This window comes from Demequina sp. B12 (assembly GCF_028823635.1).
GTDB lineage: Bacteria > Actinomycetota > Actinomycetes > Actinomycetales > Demequinaceae > Demequina.
Map to the genome: position 1 here is coordinate 683,902 of NZ_JAPEHU010000001.1, position 20,871 is coordinate 704,772.

Below are 20,871 nucleotides of genomic sequence, written 5' to 3' on the forward strand. Positions count from 1 at the left end.
CTGTGGAGGATCAATGCTGAAAGGCTTCGTGAGCGCGTTCCGTACGCCGGATCTGCGCAAGAAGCTCCTGTTCACGCTGGGCATCATCGTCGTCTATCGCATGGGCGTCGCGATTCCTACACCTGGCGTGGATTACGGAAATGTCCAACAGTGTGCGGCCGAAGTCTCAACGAACTCGGCGTTCGCGATCCTCAATCTCTTCTCAGGCGGCGCACTGTTGCAGCTGTCGATCTTCGCGCTGGGCATCATGCCTTACATCACAGCGTCGATCATCGTCCAGCTCCTGCGCGTCCTGATTCCTCGGTTTGAGACTCTCTACAAGGAGGGTCCTGAGGGCCAAGCGAAGCTGACGCAGTACACGCGTTACATCACGCTTGGATTCGCTGCGCTGCAGTCGGCGTCCTATGTGACGCTCGCGCGCAACGACGCATTCTTCCCTGGCTGTGCCTACCCGATCATCCCGAATGACTCGTGGTACGTCATCGCGGTCATGATCCTTACGATGACCACCGGCACGATCCTGATCATGTGGTTGGGTGAGCGGATCACGGAACGCGGTGTCGGTAACGGCATGTCGCTGCTGATCTTCACCTCGATCGCCGCGTCGTTCCCCGGCGCCGCCTCCACGATCTGGAACTCGTCGGACGGCGTCCGCAACTCCATCCTGGTCGCGATCCTGGTGTTGGCGATTATCGCCGCAGTCGTGTTCGTGGAGCAGTCTCAGCGCCGCATTCCCGTGCAGTACGCCAAGCGCATGGTGGGTCGCCGCATGCTGGGTGGCTCGTCCACCTACATCCCCATGAAGATCAACATGGCGGGAATCATTCCCGTGATCTTCGCCTCGTCGCTGTTGACCCTGCCCACCGTGATGGTTCAGTTCTGGCAGGGAGACCCGCCGGGCTGGATCCTGTGGATGTCGACTCACGTGGCGACCCCCGGCGCGTGGGGCAACACCCTGTTGTTCACGCTGCTGATCGTCTTCTTTGCCTACTTCTACACCGCTATTACGTTCAACCCGAACGACGTCGCGGACAACATGAAGAAGTACGGTGGCTTCATTCCGGGCATCCGCCCGGGTCAGCCCACGGCAGACTTCCTGTCCTACGTGCTGTCACGCATCACCGCGGCCGGTTCGCTCTACCTTGCGATCGTCGCGTTGCTGCCCACCATTGCGTTTGTCGCTCTTGGTCTCAGCGCTTCCATCCCATTCGGCGGTGCGTCGGTCCTCATCCTCGTGGGTGTGGGTCTCGACACCGTCAAGCGCATCCAGTCTCAACTGGAGCAGCGTCACTACGAAGGGTTCCTTAAGTAATGCGAATTGTTCTCCTTGGTCCTCCCGGAGCCGGCAAGGGCACTCAGGCCGCACGTTTGGCAGAGCGCTACTCCATCCCTGCGATCTCCACTGGAGACATCTTCCGCGCGAACGTCTCCGGCAAGACCCCTCTGGGTGTCAAGGCCCAGGAGTACATGAGCGCAGGTGCGCTGGTGCCGGACGAGATTACGAACGCCATGGTGCGGGACCGCCTCGCTCAGGATGACGTTGTCGACGGGTTCCTGCTTGACGGCTACCCCCGCAACCCCGACCAGGCTGTGGTGCTTGACGGCATGCTTGCTGACCTTGGCGTGAAGCTGGATGTCGCGATTGAGATCACGGCGGACTCGGACGAGGTCACTCAGCGACTGTTGAAGCGTGCCGAGATCGAGGGCCGTGCGGACGACACTGAACCAGTGATCCGCAAGCGCCTTGAGGTCTACGCCACGCAGACCGCCCCGTTGACGGCGTTCTTTGAGGGCCGTGGCCTGCTGGTGCAGGTCGACGGTTTGGGCGACATCGACGAGGTCACCGAACGCATCGTTTCCTCTGTCGAGTCCCGCTAAGACAGCGAAGCGCAGTACCCATGGCCGACCGTATTGAGTACAAGACCCGCGAGCAGATGCGGATCATGGCTCAAGTTGGCGTGATCGTCGAGAAAGCCCTCGCTGCTGCGCGGGAAGCGGCGGTAGTAGGTGCTACGACGAAGCAGGTCGACGCGGCTGCCGCTCAGGTGATCGCTGACGCTGGTGCCACGTCCAACTTCCTGGGCTATCACGGTTTTCCCGCCACCGCGTGCGTGTCGGTCAACGAGGAGATCGTCCACGGCATCCCCGGTGACCGCGTCTTGCATGATGGCGACGTGGTCTCGGTGGACTGCGGCGCGATTGTCGACGGCTGGCATGGCGACTCCGCGGTGTCCTTCATTGTGGGCACGCCACGCAGCGGCCAGGACGTGAAGTTGGTGGAGGATACTCGGCGATCGCTGTGGGCAGGGATCGCTGCGCTTGCGACTGCGAAGAAACTTGATGAGGTGGGCGCTGCCATCGAAGACGTCTCGGACGCTGCCGGTCTGCACCCGCTCGTGGGCTACGTGGGCCATGGCATCGGTACGGCGATGCACCAGTCTCCTGACGTGATGAACTACCGCACCAAGGGCCGTCACGCTCGCGTGAAGCCTGGCTTGTGCGTCGCGATCGAGCCGATGCTGGTGTTGGGCACGGAAGACAGCCGCGTGCTGGATGACGACTGGACCGTGGTGTCGGCGGATGGTTCGCGTGGTGCCCACTGGGAGCACTCGATCGCTGTTCACGAGGACGGCATCTGGGTCCTGACTGCGTCCGATGGGGGAGCCTCCGGCTTGGCGCCCTTCGGCGTTCGGCCGGCACCGCTGTAGTCGTAAGAGACCTGGCATCTCGCTGTGTGACACATTGCATAGCGAGTAACAGGACTGTCACTTGAGCGCCATGTAGCGGCAAACCTCCCGCGATACCTTCAGTTATGTCGACGCCCCCAACAAAGCTAGGGGGTTCGACTGGAGGTGGAACATGGCCCGGGGATTCAACTATGCGCCAGGCTCAAGTGCTGAAGTAGAACGCGCTCGACAGCCTGTGGTGCACAAGACTGAACTTGCCGTGTTGGCGGCCAGTAAGAACTCTGTGGTCAAGGAAGCCTTGGCGCGACGCGATGATCTCCCGCTCGGTGTGATGGTGACACTCGCTCATGACCGGCACACTGAAGTGCGTGCCGCACTCGCGACGAACCCTCACATCACGGAAGCGATCCTCGACCACCTTGTGGGGGACCGGCACGCCGAGGTTCTTGAGGGTTTGCTCACCAATCCAGCGCTGCCGGTGGCGCTCGTGGAGAAACTCGCATTCCACAAGCGGGATTCGGTGCGTTCCGCGGCCGCCGACCGGCTGAATGCCGATGCGGCGAACGCCAGCCCCCGCCACGACGACTCCGGGACGGGGCCCTTGACCACATACCACGATCGGGAGAGTGAAGCGGAAGGGCTTCGGTGGCGCAACGCCTCGGAGCATGTTGAGCCTGCGACGCAGGAGCCAGCGTTGTCGACGGACGAACTCCCCACCGCGCCCATGCCACAGGTAGTGACTGAACCTCACCATGCAGAGGCCAGCGGCCAGTGGATGCCTGGGGGTCAGGAGGAAGCCCCGACGCCAAGCGCTGAGCCTTCCTCCAACGTGGTGCGGTTCCCGGAAGGAACTGCACTGACCCCACCCACAGAACGCCAGGCGGCGCCGACGCCTCAAGAGCGGCCCACGCGTACAGCGCCTATCCGAGGCTTCAAGATCAGCTGATCGCACAACTGTTACCCATCGTTCAACTTTCGCTCACCTGGCCGACAGGCCCCGGCAAGCCGCAGCGCGTAGCGTTCGAAGGCAATACCAGGTGGGATAGATGAGAGTTGGGGCGGTGGGGCATGGGCCGGCAAGCGGACGATGGTTCGTGGTCGCGAGCGTACTTGGCGGGCTCGGGCTTGTCGATGTCGAGTCGTTCGGACGGGGGAGAGGACGTCCGCCACATCGCTGAAGGCGCGGAGTTGCCCCGCGAGCGCGTGGTCGAACTGGCGAAACACAGGGATGCCAGAGTGCGTGAAGCTGTCGCTCGCAGAGACGACGTGCCGTTCGGCGCCTTGGCTTCGCTCGCCCACGACACCCGTCCAGCAGTCCGCATCGCGGTGGCGTCGCATCCGCGCGCTGGCTCCACCGTGTTGGCCCATCTCGCGGCTGACCGTGACCCTCATGTCGTCAAGGCGGTGATCCGCAACCCACGAGTGCCCCAGGATCTCCTCGCCCGGTTGACGGAGCATCGCCGGGAAGAGGTCCGGGTGCTGGCGAGGAAGGTGCGTGCGGAACTCGACGCGCGTGACGAGGGCGCACCGCAGCAAGCGCTGCCGGTTCCTTGGGTGCGGCCTGGAGTGGCGCGCCTGCACGCATCGGCCGATGCTGTGCCTGAGGAAGCGGCGGCCCCTGCGCAGGCACCGCAGCGCAGGCACGCGCCGGCGGTGTTGGCGCCCCGTCCCGTGGTGGGGGAGAGGGCAGCGGCACGGCCCGAGGCTCGTCCCGCCCCTTTGGTCTTTGTGCCGCACCTCGAGGCGAGCACGGCACCCGCTTCACGCACCCGTGTCAGTACGGGACAAAACGGATGTGCCCTCGTATCATGAAGGTGACGGGGCGCCGGCCCCGGTAGACGCCCTCATGGTGGAGGAGCATTGGACGCCGAACCAGTAGCGGTCGAAACGGCCCAAGCAACGCGGGACACGAGTGCTGATGTGTCCGCGGACTTGATGCGCATGGCCGCCGACCGCGACCCGGAGGTGCGCGCGACTGCAGCGGCACACCGCGAGTGCCCCATTGCGGCCCTGACCGCCTTGAGCCACGATCCATCTGATCAGGTTCTCCACGCGTTGTTGACGAATCCGCGAACGCCGTCGTCTGTGATCCGTCGCCTCGCGGATCACAAAGATGAGAGAATCGCCGATGCCGCAGTGCAGCGGCTGCGCAACAGTTTCCGTTAACATTCCGGCTCAGTTTGAGCCCAGGCGGACAAGCGCGTATAGTGGAACGTCGGGCGCTTTGCCGCGCCCGAAAACCAGTCAACTAATGTGAGTGGAGTTCATGGCCAAGAAAGACGGAGTCATCGAGGTCGAAGGCACCGTGGTCGAGGCGCTACCCAATGCGTCGTTCCGAGTGGAACTGACCAACGGACACCTCGTCCTCGCCCACATCTCGGGCAAGATGCGACAGCACTACATCCGAATCCTCCCCGAGGACCGGGTCGTAGTGGAGTTGAGCCCGTACGACCTGTCCCGCGGCCGCATCGTCTACCGCTACAAGTGATCGTCGCCCCCGGCGCGCCCTGACGGGCCGCGTCTAGGCACGCCGAGAGCGAAGAAGGAATCATGAAGGTTAAGCCCAGCGTCAAGCCCATCTGCGACAAGTGCAAGGTGATTCGTCGCAATGGCCGAGTCATGGTCATTTGCGACAACCTGCGCCACAAGCAGCGTCAGGGCTAGACACACCCAGAAAAGACCACGTTCAGGCAGCCGCAAGGCAAGCCCCCGGCTCGGAGGCCGGGGCCCGCACCACAAACCGCGGGAGAGCTTGAGCGTCAGACCTCCGACTACTGAGGAGTAGAAGAAAAACAATGGCACGCATTGTCGGCGTTGACCTCCCGCGCGAAAAGCGCATGGAGATCGCGCTCACTTACATCTACGGCATCGGCCGTACCCGCTCGCACGAAATTCTCGCCGCTACCGGCGTGAGTGCAGATCTGCGCGTCAAGGACGCCGGTGACGCTGAGCTCGTTGCGATCCGTGACTACATCGAGGCCAACTTCCAGGTTGAGGGTGACCTTCGCCGCGAGGTGCAGGCTGACATTCGCCGCAAGGTTGAGATTGGTAACTACCAGGGTCTGCGCCACCGTCGTGGCATGCCGGTCCGCGGTCAGCGCACCAAGACCAACGCTCGCACTCGCAAGGGCCCCAAGAAGACCGTCGCCGGAAAGAAGAAGTAAGCCATGGCCGCACCTACTCGCAAGCCGCGCAAGAAGATCAAGAAGACCGTCGCGCACGGTCAGGCTCACATCAAGTCGACCTTCAACAACACGATCATCTCCATCACCGACCCCTCGGGTGCCGTGGTGTCGTGGTCGTCGTCCGGTCAGGTGGGCTTCAAGGGTTCGCGCAAGTCGACCCCTTACGCCGCGCAGATGGCCGCAGAGGCCGCTGCACGCCGTGCGCAGGACGCTGGCATGAGCAAGGTTGACGTGTTCGTCAAGGGCCCGGGTTCGGGCCGCGACACCGCGATCCGCTCGCTGACGGCCGCTGGCCTCGAAGTGACCTCCATCAAGGACGTCACCCCTCAGGCTCACAACGGCTGCCGTCCCCCCAAGCGCCGCCGCAACTAGCGAACGGAGGCCGCCGCTCGCGCCCCTGGTGTCAAGCGGCGGCCTGCCCCGTCGTTCGGGAGATGCCTTGAGCATCGGCCCGATGCCTTTCAACTGAAGAACTCCCACCCTGGCGGACCGAACCCGTCAGGTTTGCGAGCATCAAATAGCGGGTGCTCGGAAAGGAAATGAACCGTGCTGATCGCACAGCGTCCCACGCTGACCGAGAAGGTCATTTCGGACAACCGTTCGCAGTTCTCTCTCAAGCCGCTCGAGCCTGGCTTCGGCTACACGCTCGGCAACTCGCTCCGTCGCACCCTGCTGTCGTCCATCCCGGGCGCAGCAGTGACGTCGGTGCGTTTCGAGGGCGTCCTCCACGAATTCACGACCATTGAGGGCGTGAAGGAGGACGTGACTGAGATCCTGCTTAACCTGAAGAACCTCGTGGTCTCCTCGGAGAACGACGAGCCGGTCGTGATGTACCTGCGGAAGTCCGGCGCTGGCGCCGTGACCGCCGCTGACATCGCACCGCCCGCCGGCGTCGAGATCCACAACCCCGAGCTGCACATCGCGACGCTCAACTCGAAGGCAAAGTTCGAGGTCGAGCTGACCGTGGAGCGTGGCCGTGGCTACGTCCCCGCTTCGATGAACAAGAGCTACGACGCGGAGATCGGCCAGATCCCCGTTGACTCGATCTACTCGCCGGTGCTCAAGGTCACCTACAAGGTGGAAGCCACCCGTGTGGCACAGCGCACCGACTTCGACGAGCTGATCATCGATGTGGAGACCAAGAACGCCATCTCGCCTCGCGATGCACTGGCTTCCGCTGGTTCCACCCTGGTGGAACTGTTCTCGCTCGCCAAGGGCCTGAACGAGGCAGCCGAGGGTATCGAGATCGGTCCGTCGGACTCCGACGAGACCCTCGAAGAGGACTACAACCAGCCCATCGAAGAGCTGAACCTCACCCAGCGTTCGTACAACTGCCTCAAGCGCGAGGGCATCCACACGGTGGGCGAACTGACCGCCCGCTCGGAAGCCGACCTCATGGACATCCGCAACTTCGGCCAGAAGTCCATCACCGAGGTCAAGGAGAAGCTCCAGGAACTGGGCTTCACCCTCAAGGACGGCGGCACCGAGTACGACGGCGGCTCTGCAGCCGGCGTGTACTTCTCGGGCAGCGACCAGTAACAAGGAGAACCAAGCACAATGCCTACCCCCACCAAGGGTGCCCGCCTCGGCGGCGGTCCTGCGCACGAGCGTCAGATGCTGGCGAACCTCGCGCAGAGCCTGTTCGAGCACGGCCGCATCACCACCACCGTGACCAAGGCCAAGCGCCTTCGCCCCTACGCAGAGCGTCTCATCACCTTCGCCAAGCGCGGCGACCTCGCCTCGCGCCGCAAGGTGCTGGGTCTGCTGTCGGACAAGGGCGTGGTCCACACCCTGTTCACCGAGATCGGCCCCGGCTTTGCCGAGCGCGACGGTGGCTACACCCGCATCACGAAGGTCGGTAACCGCAAGGGCGACAACGCTCCCCTCGCAGTGATCGAGCTCGTGGAGTTCGGTGCCCCCGCCAAGAAGGCCGTCAAGGCTGAGGCAGAGAAGGCCACCAAGAAGGCTGCTCCGAAGAAGGCCGACAAGGTCGAGGAGCCCGTCGAAGAGGCCAAGGCTGAAGAGGTCGAAGAGACCACCGAAGCTGCCGAGGGCGACGACAAGTAATTCACGACTGAGCCCGCTGTCATGGCGGGGAAGTCTGTATCGCGAGGCGGGCTCTCATGACTGAACTGGATTCCAGTGATGTTGTGAGGGCCCGCCTCGTTTTTTCCTATGACGGCACCGACTTTGCCGGTTGGGCCGCGCAGCCTGCCTTGCGCACCGTGCAAGGTGAGCTTGAGGCAGGGCTGTCGCGAATCGTCCGTGACCCAGCGACGGGGGAGCCTGCTCCGTTGCGTTTGACGGTGGCGGGGCGGACCGATGCGGGGGTTCACGCCCGGGGTCAGGTGGCGCATGTGGATGTGCCTGCGGCCGCGTGGGCAAAGATGCCGGGACGTTCAGACCGTACGCCCGAGGTGGGCCTGCGGGACCGCCTCGATGGCGTCACCCCTGCGGACATCACCGTCCATGACGTCACGGTCGCTCCTGAGGGCTTTGACGCGCGTTTCTCTGCCACGGAGCGGCGTTACGCGTACCGCGTGTGCGATGACCGTGCGCTGCGCGATCCACTGGCGCGTCGGCATGTGTGGTGGGTGGACGACTCGCTCGACATCGATTCGCTGAATGCGGCATCTGCCACTCTGACTGGCTTGCGGGATTTTGCCGCGTTCTGCAAGGCCCGCGAGGGAGCCACGTCGATCCGGGAGCTCAAGGAGTTCTCGTGGGCACGGCTCAGCAGTGGGCCTGACACGGGTCTCGTCGTGGCCACGGTGCGAGCCGATGCCTTTTGTCACTCCATGGTGCGGTCCTTGGTGGGCGCAGTGATGCCGGTGGGGCAGGGGCGCAGGGACCTGACGTGGCTTGCTGAGGTGGCGGAGAGCGCTGCGCGGTCACAGGCCGTGGCGGTCGCGCCCGCGCACGGGTTGACACTTGAACAGGTGAGCTATCCGGCCGATGCCGATCTGGGGTCGCGAGCTTCCCGAACCCGGGCACGACGCGACAGTTCGGACGTGCTTGCGGGCTCCGAGGGCTGCTGAGTGGTCAGGAATTGACCGTCAAGGGGGCGCGCCGGTAGACTCGTCTGTCGTTGTGCGTTCCCGAGGAATGGCGCCTCCCACTCGCCTGCCTTAAGGATCCGCCGACCGAACACTTCGACAGTCATATCGGCTGTCACCCACCTGACCAGTGAAGAAGGCTTAACAGTGCGTACGTATTCCCCCAAGCCGGGTGACGTGACCAAGAACTGGTACGTCATCGATGCAACTGACGTGGTTCTCGGTCGTCTGGCCTCCCAGGCTGCTGCGCTGCTCCGCGGCAAGCACAAGGCGACCTTTGCCCCCCACGTCGACAACGGCGACTTCGTCATCGTGATCAACGCGGAGAAGATCTCCCTGTCCGGCAACAAGGCCAGCGACAAGATGGTCTACCGCCACTCCGGTTACCCGGGCGGCCTGTCGGCAGTGCCGATCGGCGAACTGCTCGAGAAGAACCCTCAGCGCGTCATCGAGAACGCGGTTAAGGGCATGCTGCCCAAGACCAAGCTCGGCCGTGCCCAGATTTCCAAGCTCAAGGTCTACGCAGGCTCCGAGCACCCCCACGCCGCGCAGCAGCCGCAGGCGTTCGAGATTTCGCAGGTCGCGCAGTAAGCGCGCGCAGCAGAAGGACTGATCGAAAGTGGCAGACGTGACTGAGACCGTCGAGAACGACACCCCCACCGAGTACACCTCCGAGTCCGCTCCCGAGCGCGGCAAGGGCACCTCGGCGATCGCACCCGGCGCTGGCCTTGGCCGCCGCAAGGAAGCTATCGCTCGTGTGCGCCTGGTCCCCGGCTCCGGCCAGTGGAAGATCAACGGCCGTTCGCTCGAGGAGTACTTCCCGAACAAGGTTCACCAGCAGCTGGTGAACTCGCCGTTCGCGCTCCTCGACATCGAGGGCAAGTTCGACGTTCACGCTCGCATCACCGGTGGTGGCCCCTCGGGTCAGGCCGGCGCGCTGCGCCTGGGCGTGGCCCGTGCGCTGAACGAGATCGACGCTGAGACCAACCGTCCCGTGCTCAAGAAGGCAGGCTTCCTGACCCGTGACGCACGTGTGGTTGAGCGTAAGAAGGCTGGTCTGAAGAAGGCCCGTCGCGCGCCTCAGTACTCGAAGCGTTAACATTTCGCGCATGGCGCGACTTTTTGGTACGGACGGGGTCCGCGGCCTAGCTAACCGTTTCATTACGGCAGAGCTGGCCGTGGACCTCTCTGTTTCTGCAGCCCGGGTCCTCGCTCAACGCGGAGACTTCTCCGGGCATCGTCCCCGTGCGGTGGTGGGCCGTGACACGCGTGTGTCCGGCCAGTTCCTGTCGCACGCTGTAGCTGCCGGTCTCGCATCGGCGGGTGTGGATGTGTTGGACGTTGGTGTCCTCCCCACGCCCGGCATCGCATACCTGACGGCTTCCACCGGAGCTGACCTGGGTGTCGTGATTTCCGCGTCACACAACCCCATGCCGGACAACGGCATCAAGTTCTTCGCCCGCGGTGGACACAAACTTGACGATGGCATCGAAGACGCCATCGAAGCGGGCCTTGGCGCCGCGTGGTCGCGTCCCACCGGAGAAGCCGTAGGGGCCATCAAGGACGCCTCCGACTTGTCGCAGGAGTATGTGGACCACATCCACCGCGCGGTCACGGAGTTCGCCGGAGTTGCCAAGCCCCTCGAAGGGCTCACCATCGTGGCCGATGCTGCTCATGGTGCGGCTTTCGAGGTAGGCCCCCGGGCTCTCGAAGCTGCCGGAGCAACGGTCCACGTGCTGCACGCCGAACCCAATGGCTTCAACATCAATGACGGCGCGGGCTCCACACACATGCAGGCACTGCAGGCGGAAGTTGTCGCGAAGCGCGCCGACCTGGGCGTGGCGTACGACGGCGACGCCGACCGATGCCTCGCTGTGGATCACACGGGGGCCGTGGTCAACGGAGATGAGATCATGGGGCTGCTCGCGCTCGCCATGAAGCAAGCGGGTGTGCTGTACCACGACACTTTGGTCGCGACCGTGATGAGCAACCTGGGACTCCACCGAGCCATGAGCGCCCACGGAATCGACATCATCGAAGCAGCGGTGGGTGACCGGTACGTGCTGGAGGCTATGCGCGAGGGTGGCTACACGCTTGGTGGCGAGCAGTCGGGCCACATCATCGCCTCGGAGTATGCGACCACCGGTGATGGCGTGTTGACTTCGCTGTTGGTGGGGGCCGTGGTGAAGGCCGGCGGTTCGCTGCAAGAGCAGTGCGAAGCGATCGAGATGCTGCCGCAGGTCATGATCAACGTCAAGGATGTTGACCGTGCCCGCGTCTACAGCGATAACCGGGTCCAGCAAGCGGTCTCGGCATCGCGCCGTGAACTTGGCAACGATGGCCGCGTGCTGCTGCGCCCTTCAGGCACAGAGCCGTTGGTGCGGGTGATGGTGGAAGCTACCACGCTCGCCGATGCGCAGCGCCACGCCGATGACTTGGCAGCGGTGGTGCGCGAGGCACTGGCTCTGCCGTAGTGGCCTACGGGGGTGACGCCCCCTGATACGCACCGGAGTCCGGCTGTGACCGCGTTCAGGGGGATACCCCATCGCGCGGGGTCGGTGAGCCTGACAGACTTGGCGAGTGACCGACCCTACCTTCACCGATTGGATTCTCCACTTTTCCTCGACGGTGGAGAACTACATCCTCGACTTCACCGAGTCGTTGTGGATCTATCCGGGCATCTTCCTGCTGACCGTGATTGACGGCTTTTTTCCGGTGGTGCCCAGTGAATCGGTCGTGATCGCCACCACCACTGCCTGGGTGCATGAAGGCACGCCGATCGTGTGGTTCATCTGGCTTTTTGCCGCCACGGGCGCGTGGTGTGGAGACCAGATCGCGTACCTGATCGGCTCCAAACTTGATGTCCGGAAGTTCCGCATCTTCCGGACCCCGCGCGGGCGCACCACGCTCGACTGGGCCGAACATGCCTTGGAACGTCGCGGAACCTCGTTCATCATTGCGGCGCGTTTCATCCCCATGGGCCGCGTAGCGGTCAACATTGGTGCCGGTGCACTGCGATACCCACGCAAACGCTTCATGGGTACGGACGCGATCGGTGCCGTGATTTGGGCCACCTACTCGGTGGCGCTCGGGTGGTTCTTTGGCGCCCTGTTCGATCACAACTTGCTCTTGTCGATCGTGATTGGTGTGATCGGCGGTGTGGTGCTGGGCCTTCTGGTCGAGAAGATCCTGGCTCGCTTTGGCATCACGCAGCCTGAGCTTCCTGACCTCGCCGCCGATATCGATCAGCTGATGACCCCGGAGCAGCGTGCCCGGGCTGAAGAGATCGAACGCCAGCGTGAGGCACGGCGTGAAGACCGTGCGGAGCGCAAGGAAGAGCGTCACGAACGCCGTGAACAGCGCATGGAGTCCATCACCGGGCAGATCCCCATCCGTCGCAAGAAAGATGACGGAGATGAGGACGCGGCAGTCAGCGCTGAATCGGAGGAGAGTCCATCGACACAGGATGAGCCTGAGGACATGGACTCTCGTCGAGACAACGGAGCCTCCTCAGGGAAAGATTGAGCACATGGCAGCACCTGCTCACAGCGCGGCCCCCGGTCGCCACGTGCTCATCGAAATCTGTGTCGAGGACCTGGGCGGTGTCGACGCCGCCGTCCAAGGAGGCGCCGACCGCCTCGAAATCTGTGCAGACGTCAGCACAGGTGGGCTGACACCCTCCGACGCACTCGTCGACCACGCTGTCGCCGCGGCGCCACCCAGCGGCGTGCAGGTGTTGATCCGGCCGCGCGCAGGCGACTTTGTCTACACCCCTGAGGAAGTCGCGGCAATGGCTGCTGACATTGCCCGCATGCGGACGCTGTGGCCGGGGGGTCCTCTTGGCTTTGTGGTGGGCGCGCTCACGGTAGACGGGCACGTCGACGTGACCGCAGCATCGGCTCTCCGGGACGCTGCGGGCCCGGCTCCGCTGACCTTCCACCGCGGAATCGACGCTACTCCGGACCCGGTGGCTGCCATGCAGGTACTTGCGGGCATGGGGTACGACCGAGTGCTGACCACGGGCGGTCATGCGTCCGTGGCGGACGTGGACGGGCTGCGCCGCATGGTGGACGCCGGGGGAGAGCAGCTCACGGTGATCGGATCAGGCGGGCTGCGTGCGCACAACGTGGCGCAGGTGGTGCACGATGCGCACCTCACGGAAGTTCACATGCGGGCACCCTCGGCAAGGGTGGCGCTGTCAGACGCGGCCGCGCCGCTGGGCGAGTCCACCACGGACCGTGCCGAGGTGGAACGGATCGTCGCAGCGTTGGCCTGAGCCCAGCTACAGCTTGCGCATGTGGACGGATTCCACCTGATGGTTGGCGCCCTTGGACAGGATGATGGTGGCGCGCGACTTGGTGGGGGCGATGTTGCGGGCCAGGTTGGGGGCGTTGATGGAGTCCCAGATCTGGCTGGCCCTTTCGACCGCTTCTTCGTCGGAGAGGTCGGCGTAGTTGATGAAGTACGAGTCCGGCCGTGAGAACGCGGTCTTGCGCAGTGACAGGAAGCGTTCGATGTACCACTGGCGGACGTCGGACGGTTCGGCGTCGACGTAGATCGACACATCGAAGTAGTCGGAGACTGCCAGCGCGGTCTCGTCCAAGTCGCGCGTGCTCGCGGGCTGCAGGACGTTGAGGCCCTCCACGATGAGGATGTCCGGCTGGTGCACGGTGGTGACTTGCCCGGGGACGATGTCGTAGGTGATGTGGGAGTACACGGGGGCGTGGACTTCTGGCACCCCTGACTTGACGTCGGCAATGAACTGGCGCAGCGCGCGACGGTCGTAGGACTCGGGGAAGCCTTTGCGTTGCAGGAGGCCGCGTTCCTTGAGGACAGCGTTGGGGTGGAGGAAGCCGTCAGTGGTGAGCAGCTCCACGCGCGGGGTTCCGGGCCAACGCGCCATCAGTTCTCGCAGGACACGTGCGGTGGTGGATTTGCCGACCGCGACGGAACCAGCGATGCCGATGACGTAGGGGGTGCGCCGTGATCGTTCGCCTAGGAATGCGCTGGTGGCGTCGTGGAGGCCACCCACGGCCGATGCGTAGAGGTCGAGTAGTCGGGACAGGGGCCGGTAGATCCGGTCGACTTCCCGCAGGTCGATGGGGTCGCCGAGGCCGCGGACACGGGTGATGTCGTCCTGGGTCAGCGGGAGGGGAGTGGAATCGGCGAGCGCGGCCCATTCGTCGCGATTGAAGGTGACGAAGGGACTGGCGCCGTCCACGGGAATGCGTTCGCTCACGGTCCCATTCTTGCGTATGGCAGCACGAGGGCCCGTCGTGGCTGCACGGAGTGGGCCGCGCAGGGACGTACACTCGTCGCCATGTGCGGAATTGTTGGATACGTCAGCAAATTAGCTGATGGGGGTCGAGCGCAGGCCGTCGTCATGGGCGGACTGGCGCGTTTGGAGTACCGGGGATACGACTCGGCAGGCATCGCTTTGGTGACGGATGACCGGTCCCGAGTCGCCACCGCCAAGAAGGCTGGCAAGCTAGCTCGGCTCGCAGAAGCGCTCGAGGAAACGCCGTTGCCGGCAGGCACCGCTGCCATCGGCCACACCCGCTGGGCCACGCACGGCCCGCCCACGGACGCGAACGCCCACCCCCACCTTGCCGCGGGTGGACGCATCGCTGTCATTCACAACGGCATCATCGAGAACCACGGTCCGTTGCGCGACGAACTCGCCGCGCAAGGAATCGACTTCCTCTCCGACACCGACACGGAAGTCGCGGGACATCTGCTGGGATCGCTCGTCGAATCCGGCCTCAGCCTCGCAGACGCCATGCGTAGCGCCGCCCGCCGCCTCGAAGGTGCCTTCACCCTCCTGGCCGTCGACGCATCGGACCCCCACACGGTCGTGGGCGCGCGCCGCAACTCACCGCTGGTGGTGGGACTCGGTGAAGGCGAGAACTTCCTTGGCTCGGACGTGGTGGCGTTTATCGAGCACACCCGCTCTGCGCTAGAACTGGGACAAGACGAAGTCGTCGAAATCACACCCGACTCCGTCACCGTCACCGACACCCACGGCAACCCCGTCAGCCGCGAGCCGTATCACGTGGACTGGGACGCCGCCGCGGCCGAAAAGGGCGGGTTCGCGACCTTCATGGACAAAGAGATCCACGACCAGCCTGCCGCCGTCGCCGACACTCTCCGTGGCCGCGTCGACGACCAGGGCCGGCTCAAGCTCGACGAAGGAATCGTCGACGAGTACGTCCTGAAGTCCATCGACAAGATCATCGTGATCGCTTGCGGCACCGCGGCCTACGCCGGCCAGGTCGCCCGCTACGCGATCGAGCACTGGACACGTGTGCCTGTCGAGGTCGAACTCGCCCACGAGTTCCGCTACCGAGACCCCATCGTCTCCGTGAAGACGCTCGTGGTCGCGGTCAGCCAGTCCGGCGAGACGATGGACACCATCATGGCGGTGCGTCACGCGCAGCAGCAGGGTGCGACCGTCATCGGAATCGTCAATGCGCAAGGGTCCACGATCGCGCGTGAAGCCGATGCTGTGCTCTACACCCGTGCGGGGCCAGAGATTGCGGTGGCATCGACCAAGGCCTTCCTGGCGCAGATCACCGCGGGCTACTTGCTGGGTATCTACCTGGCGGACCTGCGCGGCAATAAGTTCCCCGACGAGATCGACGCGCTGTTGCGAGAACTCGATGAGATTCCGGCCAAGATCCAACGCGTCCTCGACACCGCAGCTCCCATTCGCGAGGTCGCCCGTTCCATGGCGGACGAGCGGACGGTGTTGTTCCTGGGCCGGCACGTGGGCTTCCCCGTGGCCATGGAGGGTGCACTCAAGCTCAAGGAGCTGGCGTACATCCATGCGGAGGGCTTCGCGGCTGGCGAGCTCAAGCACGGGCCTATTGCGCTGGTGGAACAGGACCAGCCGGTGTTCGTCGTGGTGCCGAGCCCGCGCGGACGCGAGTCGCTGCACTCGAAGGTGCTGTCGAACGTGCAGGAAGTCCGCGCTCGCGGTGCGCGCACCTTGGTGATTGCGGAAGAAGGGGACACCGTGGCAGCCGACCACGCCGCGCACGTGTTCTATGTTCCTAGCGCGCCGGTGCTGATGACTCCGCTGCTTTCTGTGATTCCGTTGCAGATCTTTGCTCTGGAGTTGGCCTCCGCGAAGGGGTATGACGTCGATCAGCCGCGTAATCTAGCGAAGTCGGTGACAGTCGAGTAGAGGAGCACGCATGGCCGTGAAGGGCGTCGGAATCGACGTAGTCGCGATTGAGCGATTCGAAGACACGGTCCGCAAGTCTCCTACCTTCGTCACGCGCGTCTTCACTCCGGCAGAACGCGACGTCGGCACGGCGTCGCTGGCGGCCCGATGGGCGGCAAAGGAAGCGCTCGCGAAGGCCCTGGGCGCGCCCTCAGGTTTGCATTGGCATGACTGCGAGGTGGTGCGCGAAGATGGGGGGCGTCCCACCATGGTGATGCGCGGCTCCGTGGCCGCTCGCGCTGAGTTGCTTGGCATCACCAGCGTGCATGTGTCGTTGTCCCACGACGCAGGCATCGCCTCCGCCGTGGTGGTCGCGGAAGGAGACTGATGAGCGCCCTGCAGGTCAGCGTCGACTACGACGCGATCACAGCGAACGTTCGCACGCTACGTTCCCGTACTGACGCTGACGTGATGGCGGTGGTGAAAGCCGATGCCTACGGTCACGGTCTCGTGGAGGCCGCGCGTGCCGCACGGGCTGGGGGAGCGGCGTGGCTGGGTGTTGCGCAACCTCACGAGGCTTTGGCGCTGCGTGCCGCTGGTGACACGGGCAGGATTTTCACGTGGTTGTACGGCACTGAGGTGCCTGCGCGTGCGCTCATCGCCGCCGACGTGGATCTGTCGGTCAGTTCAGCCGATGTCCTGGGGGAGATGGTGGCGGTGGCCCGTGACCTCACCGTCGCGCCACGAGTTCACCTGTGTATCGACACTGGTTTGGGCCGTGAAGGGGTGACTCTTCACGACCTCCCGGACCTGCTGGGAGTGGCTCAGGCAGCCCAGGACCAGGGCCTGGTTCGCATCGTGGGCATGTGGTCGCATTTGGCGTGGGCGGATCAGCCCGGTCATCCCACCATCGACGTGCAGGCGGAGAACTTCCGGGCCGCGATTGTGTTGGCGGAAGAGCGGGACATTGACCTCGAAGTGCGTCATCTTGCGAACTCTGCATGCACTCTCACCCGGGCCGATCTTCACTTTGATCTGGTCCGACCAGGCATTGCCGTCTACGGCCTTCCTCCGGTGGAGGACCCCGAGCGGCAGAACTTTGGACTACGCCCCGCGATGGCGGTGCGCTCCAGCGTGGTCCTCGTGAAAGACGTCCCCGCAGGGCAGGGCGTGAGCTACGGGCACGAGTACGTCACTCCGTACCGCACCACGCTGGGACTTGTCAGCGCCGGCTATGCCGACGGAGTGTTCCGCTCCGGTGGCAACCGTGCTGAAGTTCAGATTCGTGGCCGTCGCTACCGCATCGCGGGGCGTGTCTGCATGGATCAGTTCGTCGTGGACCTGGGCCCCGCAACAGAGGTGTGCGAAGGCGACACCGTCACCCTCATCGGTCCCGATGGCCCCACTGCGCGGGACTGGGCGACCGCCACCGACACCATCGACTACGAAATCGTCTGCCGCTTTGGTGGACTACGAGACAAGGAGAGCGCGTGAGCGCCGCGACCATCACCATCCCTGACGCCGATGCCATGCGCACCTTCGCCGCCGAGGTCATCGCGCCACAGTTGCGGCCAGGAGACCTGCTGATCCTCACCGGTGATCTGGGAGCAGGGAAGACGACCTTCACGCAGGGCCTGGGTGACGCGCTCGGAGTCCGTGGACCTATTGCGAGCCCCACCTTCATCATTGCTCGCACGCACCCCTCGGAGGTCAACGGGCCCTCTCTGATCCACGTCGACGCCTACCGGTTGGGGTCGCTCGCGGAACTCGACGACCTTGACTTGGACTCCACGCTCGAAGATTCCGTCACCGTCGTGGAATGGGGCGAAGGCAAAGCCGAGGCGCTCGCGGCCGACCGGCTCCACATCACGCTCGCACGTGAACGCGGGGGAGACGTAGACCTGGCGAACCCGGATCGCGGCACGAGGGAAGTCACCATCAGCGCCCACGGGTCCCGGTGGGCAGACGTGAGCTTCAGCGACAACTAGGCTTGACCTCGTGATTCTCGCGATCGACACCTCCGCCGCAGTCTCCGCAGCACTCGTCCGCGACGACGCTGTGCTCGCCGAACGTGCCGAGTTCGCCCCCCGCGGCCACGCTGAGCTCCTCAGCGGGTTCATCGAGGGTTTGCTGGCCGATGCTGACGCCACCGGCGCCGACATCGAAGCGATCGTCGTGGGAACCGGCCCCGCCCCCTTCACCGGTTTGCGTGTGGGCCTGGTGACGGCCCGCACCATGGGATTCGCTTGGAACGTTCCCGTGTACGGCGTGTGCTCACTGGATGCACTCGCCGCCGCCCATGGAGGAGACGTCACCGTCGTCACGGACGCCCGCCGCAAAGAGGTCTACTGGGCCACGTATCGCGACGGCGAACGTCTCGATGGGCCACAGGTCTGCGCCGCCACCGACGTTCAGCCACACGGCACGGTCATCGGCCGGGGCGCACTGCTGTACCCCGAGGCCTTTCCCGGTGCCGAAGGAGGCGACCCCGACCCTGCCTGGCTCGCCCGCGTCTACCGCACCCAAGCATCGGCCGGCATCACCGACTTCCCGCTGGAACCGCTCTACCTGCGCCGCCCCGACGTTCACGGAGTACCCGGCGCTTGATCGGAGTGACCGGCGCGCTCGGGGACAGCGACCAAGTCGCGGTCCGCGACCTCACGTACGAAGACCTCGAATGGGTAGCGCAACGCGAACGCGACATCTTTGGTCTCTCCGCCTGGTCGATCGGACTGATCCGCGAAGACTTCACCCACGGTTTCTCCCGGTGGCGCGGGATCGAAGTCGACGGACTCCTGTCCGGCTACGCCGTCTACGGCTTCGAAGGTGACGCCTTCCACCTCATGAACCTTGCCATCGTCCCCGAAGCTCAACGCCAAGGCCTCGGCAAGGTCCTCATGGAGGACTTCCTCGCCGAAGCGACCCGCGTTCAAGCGCCCGATGCCTGGCTCGAAGTTGCCGTGACCAACCGCTCCGCGCTCGCGCTCTACCGCACCTACGGGTTCGAAGACGTCCGCATCCGCGCCCGCTACTACCAACCCGAAGGCGTCGACGCATTGGTCATGCGCAAGCGATTGAGGTAAGGTCTGCGGCGGTCTGCCCAGCGCGCAGGCGCACGCGCGCCCCGCACGCGCATCGGCCCAGACCGCACCGCCCGCAGCATTCCCGCACACCCGTGAGGACACCCCTGTGTCAACGAACGCCCCGATGACCGACCCCGCACCACAACCCACCCCCGTCACCGGCGCACCCGAAGCAGACGCGTCCTTCTCCGTGCGTGCCGCACTGCGCTCACCACGCATGCTCAAGACCGAAGTGCTGGCCGGCCTCGTCGTCGCACTCGCGCTCATCCCAGAAGCCATCGCGTTCTCCATCATCGCCGGCGTAGACCCGCGCATCGGCCTGTTCGCGTCCTTCACGATGGCCGTCACCATTGCGATCGTTGGTGGCCGCCCCGCGATGATCTCCGCCGCCACCGGAGCCGTTGCCCTCGTGGTGGCGCCCGTGGTCGCCGACCACGGAGTCGACTACCTCATCGCGACCGTCATCGTCGCAGGTGTACTCCAAGTGCTCATGGGCGTCCTGGGCGTCGCGAAGTTGATGCGCTTCATTCCCCGCTCCGTCATGGTGGGCTTCGTCAACGCGCTCGCAATCCTCATCTTCATGTCGCAGGTCACGCACCTTGTCGACGTGCCGTGGGCCGTCTACCCGCTCGTCGCTGTGGGAATCGCCATCATGGTGCTCCTTCCCAAGTGGACCCAGATTGTGCCCGCACCGCTCATTGCGATCGTGCTGCTCACCGCGACCACCGTGCTCGCCGCCATCAACGTCCCCACGGTCGGAGACGAAGGCGAACTGCCCGAGTCACTGCCGGAACTGCTCATCCCCGACGTGCCGTTCACATGGGAAACCCTCCAGATCGTGTTCCCCTTCGCCATGGCCATGGCACTCGTGGGACTGCTGGAGTCCCTGCTGACGGCGAAGCTCGTCGATGACGTCACCGACACCCACTCCAACAAGACCCGCGAGGCCTGGGGCCAGGGCGTCGCCAACGTCGTCACCGGTTTCTTTGGCGGCATGGGTGGTTGCGCGATGATCGGCCAGACCATGATCAACGTGAAGGCCTCCGGTGCCCGCACCCGCATCTCCACATTCCTGGCAGGTGTATTCCTGCTCATCCTGGTCGTGGGACTCGGCGACATCGTCGCCGTCATCCCCATGGCGGCCCTGGTAGCCGTAATGATCATGGTGTCCGTCGGCACCTTCGACTGGCACTCCATCAACCCCCGCACCCTGCGCGCCATGCCCAAGTCCGAAACCGCAGTGATGCTCATCACCGTCATCGTGACCGTCGCCACCCACAACCTGGCCTACGGCGTCCTCGCGGGCGTCCTGGTCGCCATGGTGTTGTTCGCACGCCGCGTCGCCCACATGACCACCGTCACCCGCCTCGATGCCTCCGACGAAGACGGCGAACGCGTGTACGCCGTATCCGGAGAACTGTTCTTCGCCTCGTCCAACGACCTGGTGTACCAGTTCGACTACTCCGGCGACCCGCAGCGCATCGTGATCGACATGTCCGGAGCCCACATCTGGGACGCCTCCACCGTCGCATCGCTCGATGCCGTCAAGACCAAGTATGAGTCCCGTGGCAAGACCGTCGAGATCATCGGCTTGAACGACGACTCCGCTGCACGGCACGGCCGACTGTCCGGGAACCTCGGAGCCGGGCACTAGCGCCGCACCTCCCTTGTGCGGGCTGCTGGTGCGTGCCAAAG

The 20,871-nt window shown here is 64.6% G+C and carries 26 protein-coding genes; 25 read left to right on the top strand and 1 reads right to left on the bottom strand.

Translation table 11 applies throughout. From position 1 onward, the window contains the following. The first annotated feature begins 13 nt into the window (after nucleotides 1-13). The 18 genes from secY to ON058_RS03475 all read left to right on the top strand — a co-directional run bounded on the left by secY (nucleotide 14) and on the right by ON058_RS03475 (nucleotide 13,204). Nucleotides 14-1,312: a preprotein translocase subunit SecY gene (gene secY, locus ON058_RS03390; RefSeq protein ID WP_274667610.1), complete on the top strand. Its 1,299-nt coding sequence runs from the start codon at nucleotides 14-16 to the stop codon at nucleotides 1,310-1,312. Further along, nucleotides 1,312-1,878, top strand: coding sequence for an adenylate kinase (locus ON058_RS03395; protein ID WP_274667611.1), 567 nt, complete (start codon nucleotides 1,312-1,314; stop codon nucleotides 1,876-1,878). The genes secY and ON058_RS03395 overlap by 1 nt, the downstream gene beginning before the upstream one ends. Nucleotides 1,879-1,898: 20 nt before the next feature. Continuing rightward, on the top strand, nucleotides 1,899-2,708 hold the full coding sequence (gene map / locus ON058_RS03400; RefSeq protein ID WP_274667612.1) for a type I methionyl aminopeptidase: 810 nt from the start codon (nucleotides 1,899-1,901) through the stop codon (nucleotides 2,706-2,708). Between the two features lie 151 nt (nucleotides 2,709-2,859). Then, on the top strand, nucleotides 2,860-3,633 hold the full coding sequence (locus ON058_RS03405; protein WP_274667613.1) for a hypothetical protein: 774 nt from the start codon (nucleotides 2,860-2,862) through the stop codon (nucleotides 3,631-3,633). Between the two features lie 122 nt (nucleotides 3,634-3,755). Then, on the top strand, nucleotides 3,756-4,499 hold the full coding sequence (locus ON058_RS03410; RefSeq protein ID WP_274667614.1) for a hypothetical protein: 744 nt from the start codon (nucleotides 3,756-3,758) through the stop codon (nucleotides 4,497-4,499). 48 nt (nucleotides 4,500-4,547) lie between these two features. Then, a complete protein-coding gene (locus ON058_RS03415; protein ID WP_274667615.1) occupies nucleotides 4,548-4,853 on the top strand; it encodes a hypothetical protein in 306 nt (101 codons plus the stop codon). Nucleotides 4,854-4,953: 100 nt separating this feature from the next. Continuing rightward, a complete protein-coding gene (gene infA / locus ON058_RS03420; protein ID WP_061960952.1) occupies nucleotides 4,954-5,175 on the top strand; it encodes a translation initiation factor IF-1 in 222 nt (73 codons plus the stop codon). Between the two features lie 62 nt (nucleotides 5,176-5,237). After that, complete coding sequence (gene rpmJ, locus ON058_RS03425; protein WP_061960951.1) at nucleotides 5,238-5,351, top strand: 50S ribosomal protein L36; 114 nt, start codon at nucleotides 5,238-5,240, stop codon at nucleotides 5,349-5,351. Nucleotides 5,352-5,482: 131 nt separating this feature from the next. Beyond that, nucleotides 5,483-5,851, top strand: coding sequence for a 30S ribosomal protein S13 (gene rpsM, locus ON058_RS03430; protein WP_274667616.1), 369 nt, complete (start codon nucleotides 5,483-5,485; stop codon nucleotides 5,849-5,851). Nucleotides 5,852-5,854: 3 nt separating this feature from the next. Next, on the top strand, nucleotides 5,855-6,244 hold the full coding sequence (rpsK, locus tag ON058_RS03435) for a 30S ribosomal protein S11 (RefSeq protein WP_061963598.1): 390 nt from the start codon (nucleotides 5,855-5,857) through the stop codon (nucleotides 6,242-6,244). A gap of 174 nt (nucleotides 6,245-6,418) precedes the next feature. Then, a complete protein-coding gene (locus ON058_RS03440) occupies nucleotides 6,419-7,411 on the top strand; it encodes a DNA-directed RNA polymerase subunit alpha (protein WP_274667617.1) in 993 nt (330 codons plus the stop codon). Between the two features lie 18 nt (nucleotides 7,412-7,429). Then, on the top strand, nucleotides 7,430-7,939 hold the full coding sequence (gene rplQ / locus ON058_RS03445; RefSeq protein WP_274667618.1) for a 50S ribosomal protein L17: 510 nt from the start codon (nucleotides 7,430-7,432) through the stop codon (nucleotides 7,937-7,939). A 56-nt stretch (nucleotides 7,940-7,995) separates the two neighbouring features. Then, nucleotides 7,996-8,910: a tRNA pseudouridine(38-40) synthase TruA gene (gene truA / locus ON058_RS03450; RefSeq protein WP_274667619.1), complete on the top strand. Its 915-nt coding sequence runs from the start codon at nucleotides 7,996-7,998 to the stop codon at nucleotides 8,908-8,910. Nucleotides 8,911-9,075: 165 nt separating this feature from the next. Beyond that, nucleotides 9,076-9,519: a 50S ribosomal protein L13 gene (gene rplM / locus ON058_RS03455; RefSeq protein ID WP_274667620.1), complete on the top strand. Its 444-nt coding sequence runs from the start codon at nucleotides 9,076-9,078 to the stop codon at nucleotides 9,517-9,519. A gap of 28 nt (nucleotides 9,520-9,547) precedes the next feature. Next, nucleotides 9,548-10,027: a 30S ribosomal protein S9 gene (gene rpsI / locus ON058_RS03460; protein WP_274667621.1), complete on the top strand. Its 480-nt coding sequence runs from the start codon at nucleotides 9,548-9,550 to the stop codon at nucleotides 10,025-10,027. A gap of 10 nt (nucleotides 10,028-10,037) precedes the next feature. Then, a complete protein-coding gene (gene glmM / locus ON058_RS03465; protein ID WP_274667622.1) occupies nucleotides 10,038-11,402 on the top strand; it encodes a phosphoglucosamine mutase in 1,365 nt (454 codons plus the stop codon). Nucleotides 11,403-11,508: 106 nt separating this feature from the next. After that, nucleotides 11,509-12,453: a DedA family protein gene (locus ON058_RS03470; protein WP_274667623.1), complete on the top strand. Its 945-nt coding sequence runs from the start codon at nucleotides 11,509-11,511 to the stop codon at nucleotides 12,451-12,453. Nucleotides 12,454-12,457: 4 nt separating this feature from the next. Then, entirely contained in the window at nucleotides 12,458-13,204 is a 747-nt protein-coding gene (locus tag ON058_RS03475) for a copper homeostasis protein CutC (protein ID WP_274667624.1), read from the top strand. A 6-nt stretch (nucleotides 13,205-13,210) separates the two neighbouring features. Here the strand turns inward: ON058_RS03475 and coaA are convergent, their stop codons facing one another. Beyond that, nucleotides 13,211-14,167, bottom strand: a complete 957-nt coding sequence (gene coaA / locus ON058_RS03480) for a type I pantothenate kinase (RefSeq protein WP_342452969.1) — start codon at nucleotides 14,165-14,167, stop codon at nucleotides 13,211-13,213. Nucleotides 14,168-14,248: 81 nt separating this feature from the next. On the opposite strand from coaA, the gene glmS reads away from it, so the two are divergent. From glmS to ON058_RS03515, 7 genes are all read left to right on the top strand, one after another. Next, complete coding sequence (gene glmS / locus ON058_RS03485; protein WP_274667625.1) at nucleotides 14,249-16,114, top strand: glutamine--fructose-6-phosphate transaminase (isomerizing); 1,866 nt, start codon at nucleotides 14,249-14,251, stop codon at nucleotides 16,112-16,114. Between the two features lie 10 nt (nucleotides 16,115-16,124). After that, nucleotides 16,125-16,481 (top strand): holo-ACP synthase, encoded by a 357-nt coding sequence (locus ON058_RS03490; protein ID WP_274667626.1) that lies wholly within the window; start codon nucleotides 16,125-16,127, stop codon nucleotides 16,479-16,481. Beyond that, a complete protein-coding gene (gene alr / locus ON058_RS03495; protein WP_274667627.1) occupies nucleotides 16,481-17,587 on the top strand; it encodes an alanine racemase in 1,107 nt (368 codons plus the stop codon). The genes ON058_RS03490 and alr overlap by 1 nt, the downstream gene beginning before the upstream one ends. Next, nucleotides 17,584-18,081 (top strand): tRNA (adenosine(37)-N6)-threonylcarbamoyltransferase complex ATPase subunit type 1 TsaE, encoded by a 498-nt coding sequence (gene tsaE, locus ON058_RS03500; protein WP_274667628.1) that lies wholly within the window; start codon nucleotides 17,584-17,586, stop codon nucleotides 18,079-18,081. The genes alr and tsaE overlap by 4 nt, the downstream gene beginning before the upstream one ends. Nucleotides 18,082-18,091: 10 nt before the next feature. Further along, entirely contained in the window at nucleotides 18,092-18,700 is a 609-nt protein-coding gene (gene tsaB / locus ON058_RS03505; protein ID WP_274667629.1) for a tRNA (adenosine(37)-N6)-threonylcarbamoyltransferase complex dimerization subunit type 1 TsaB, read from the top strand. A 5-nt stretch (nucleotides 18,701-18,705) separates the two neighbouring features. Then, nucleotides 18,706-19,176, top strand: coding sequence for a ribosomal protein S18-alanine N-acetyltransferase (gene rimI, locus ON058_RS03510; RefSeq protein ID WP_274667834.1), 471 nt, complete (start codon nucleotides 18,706-18,708; stop codon nucleotides 19,174-19,176). Nucleotides 19,177-19,300: 124 nt separating this feature from the next. After that, nucleotides 19,301-20,830, top strand: a complete 1,530-nt coding sequence (locus ON058_RS03515) for a SulP family inorganic anion transporter (RefSeq protein WP_274667835.1) — start codon at nucleotides 19,301-19,303, stop codon at nucleotides 20,828-20,830. Nucleotides 20,831-20,871: the final 41 nt, after the last annotated feature.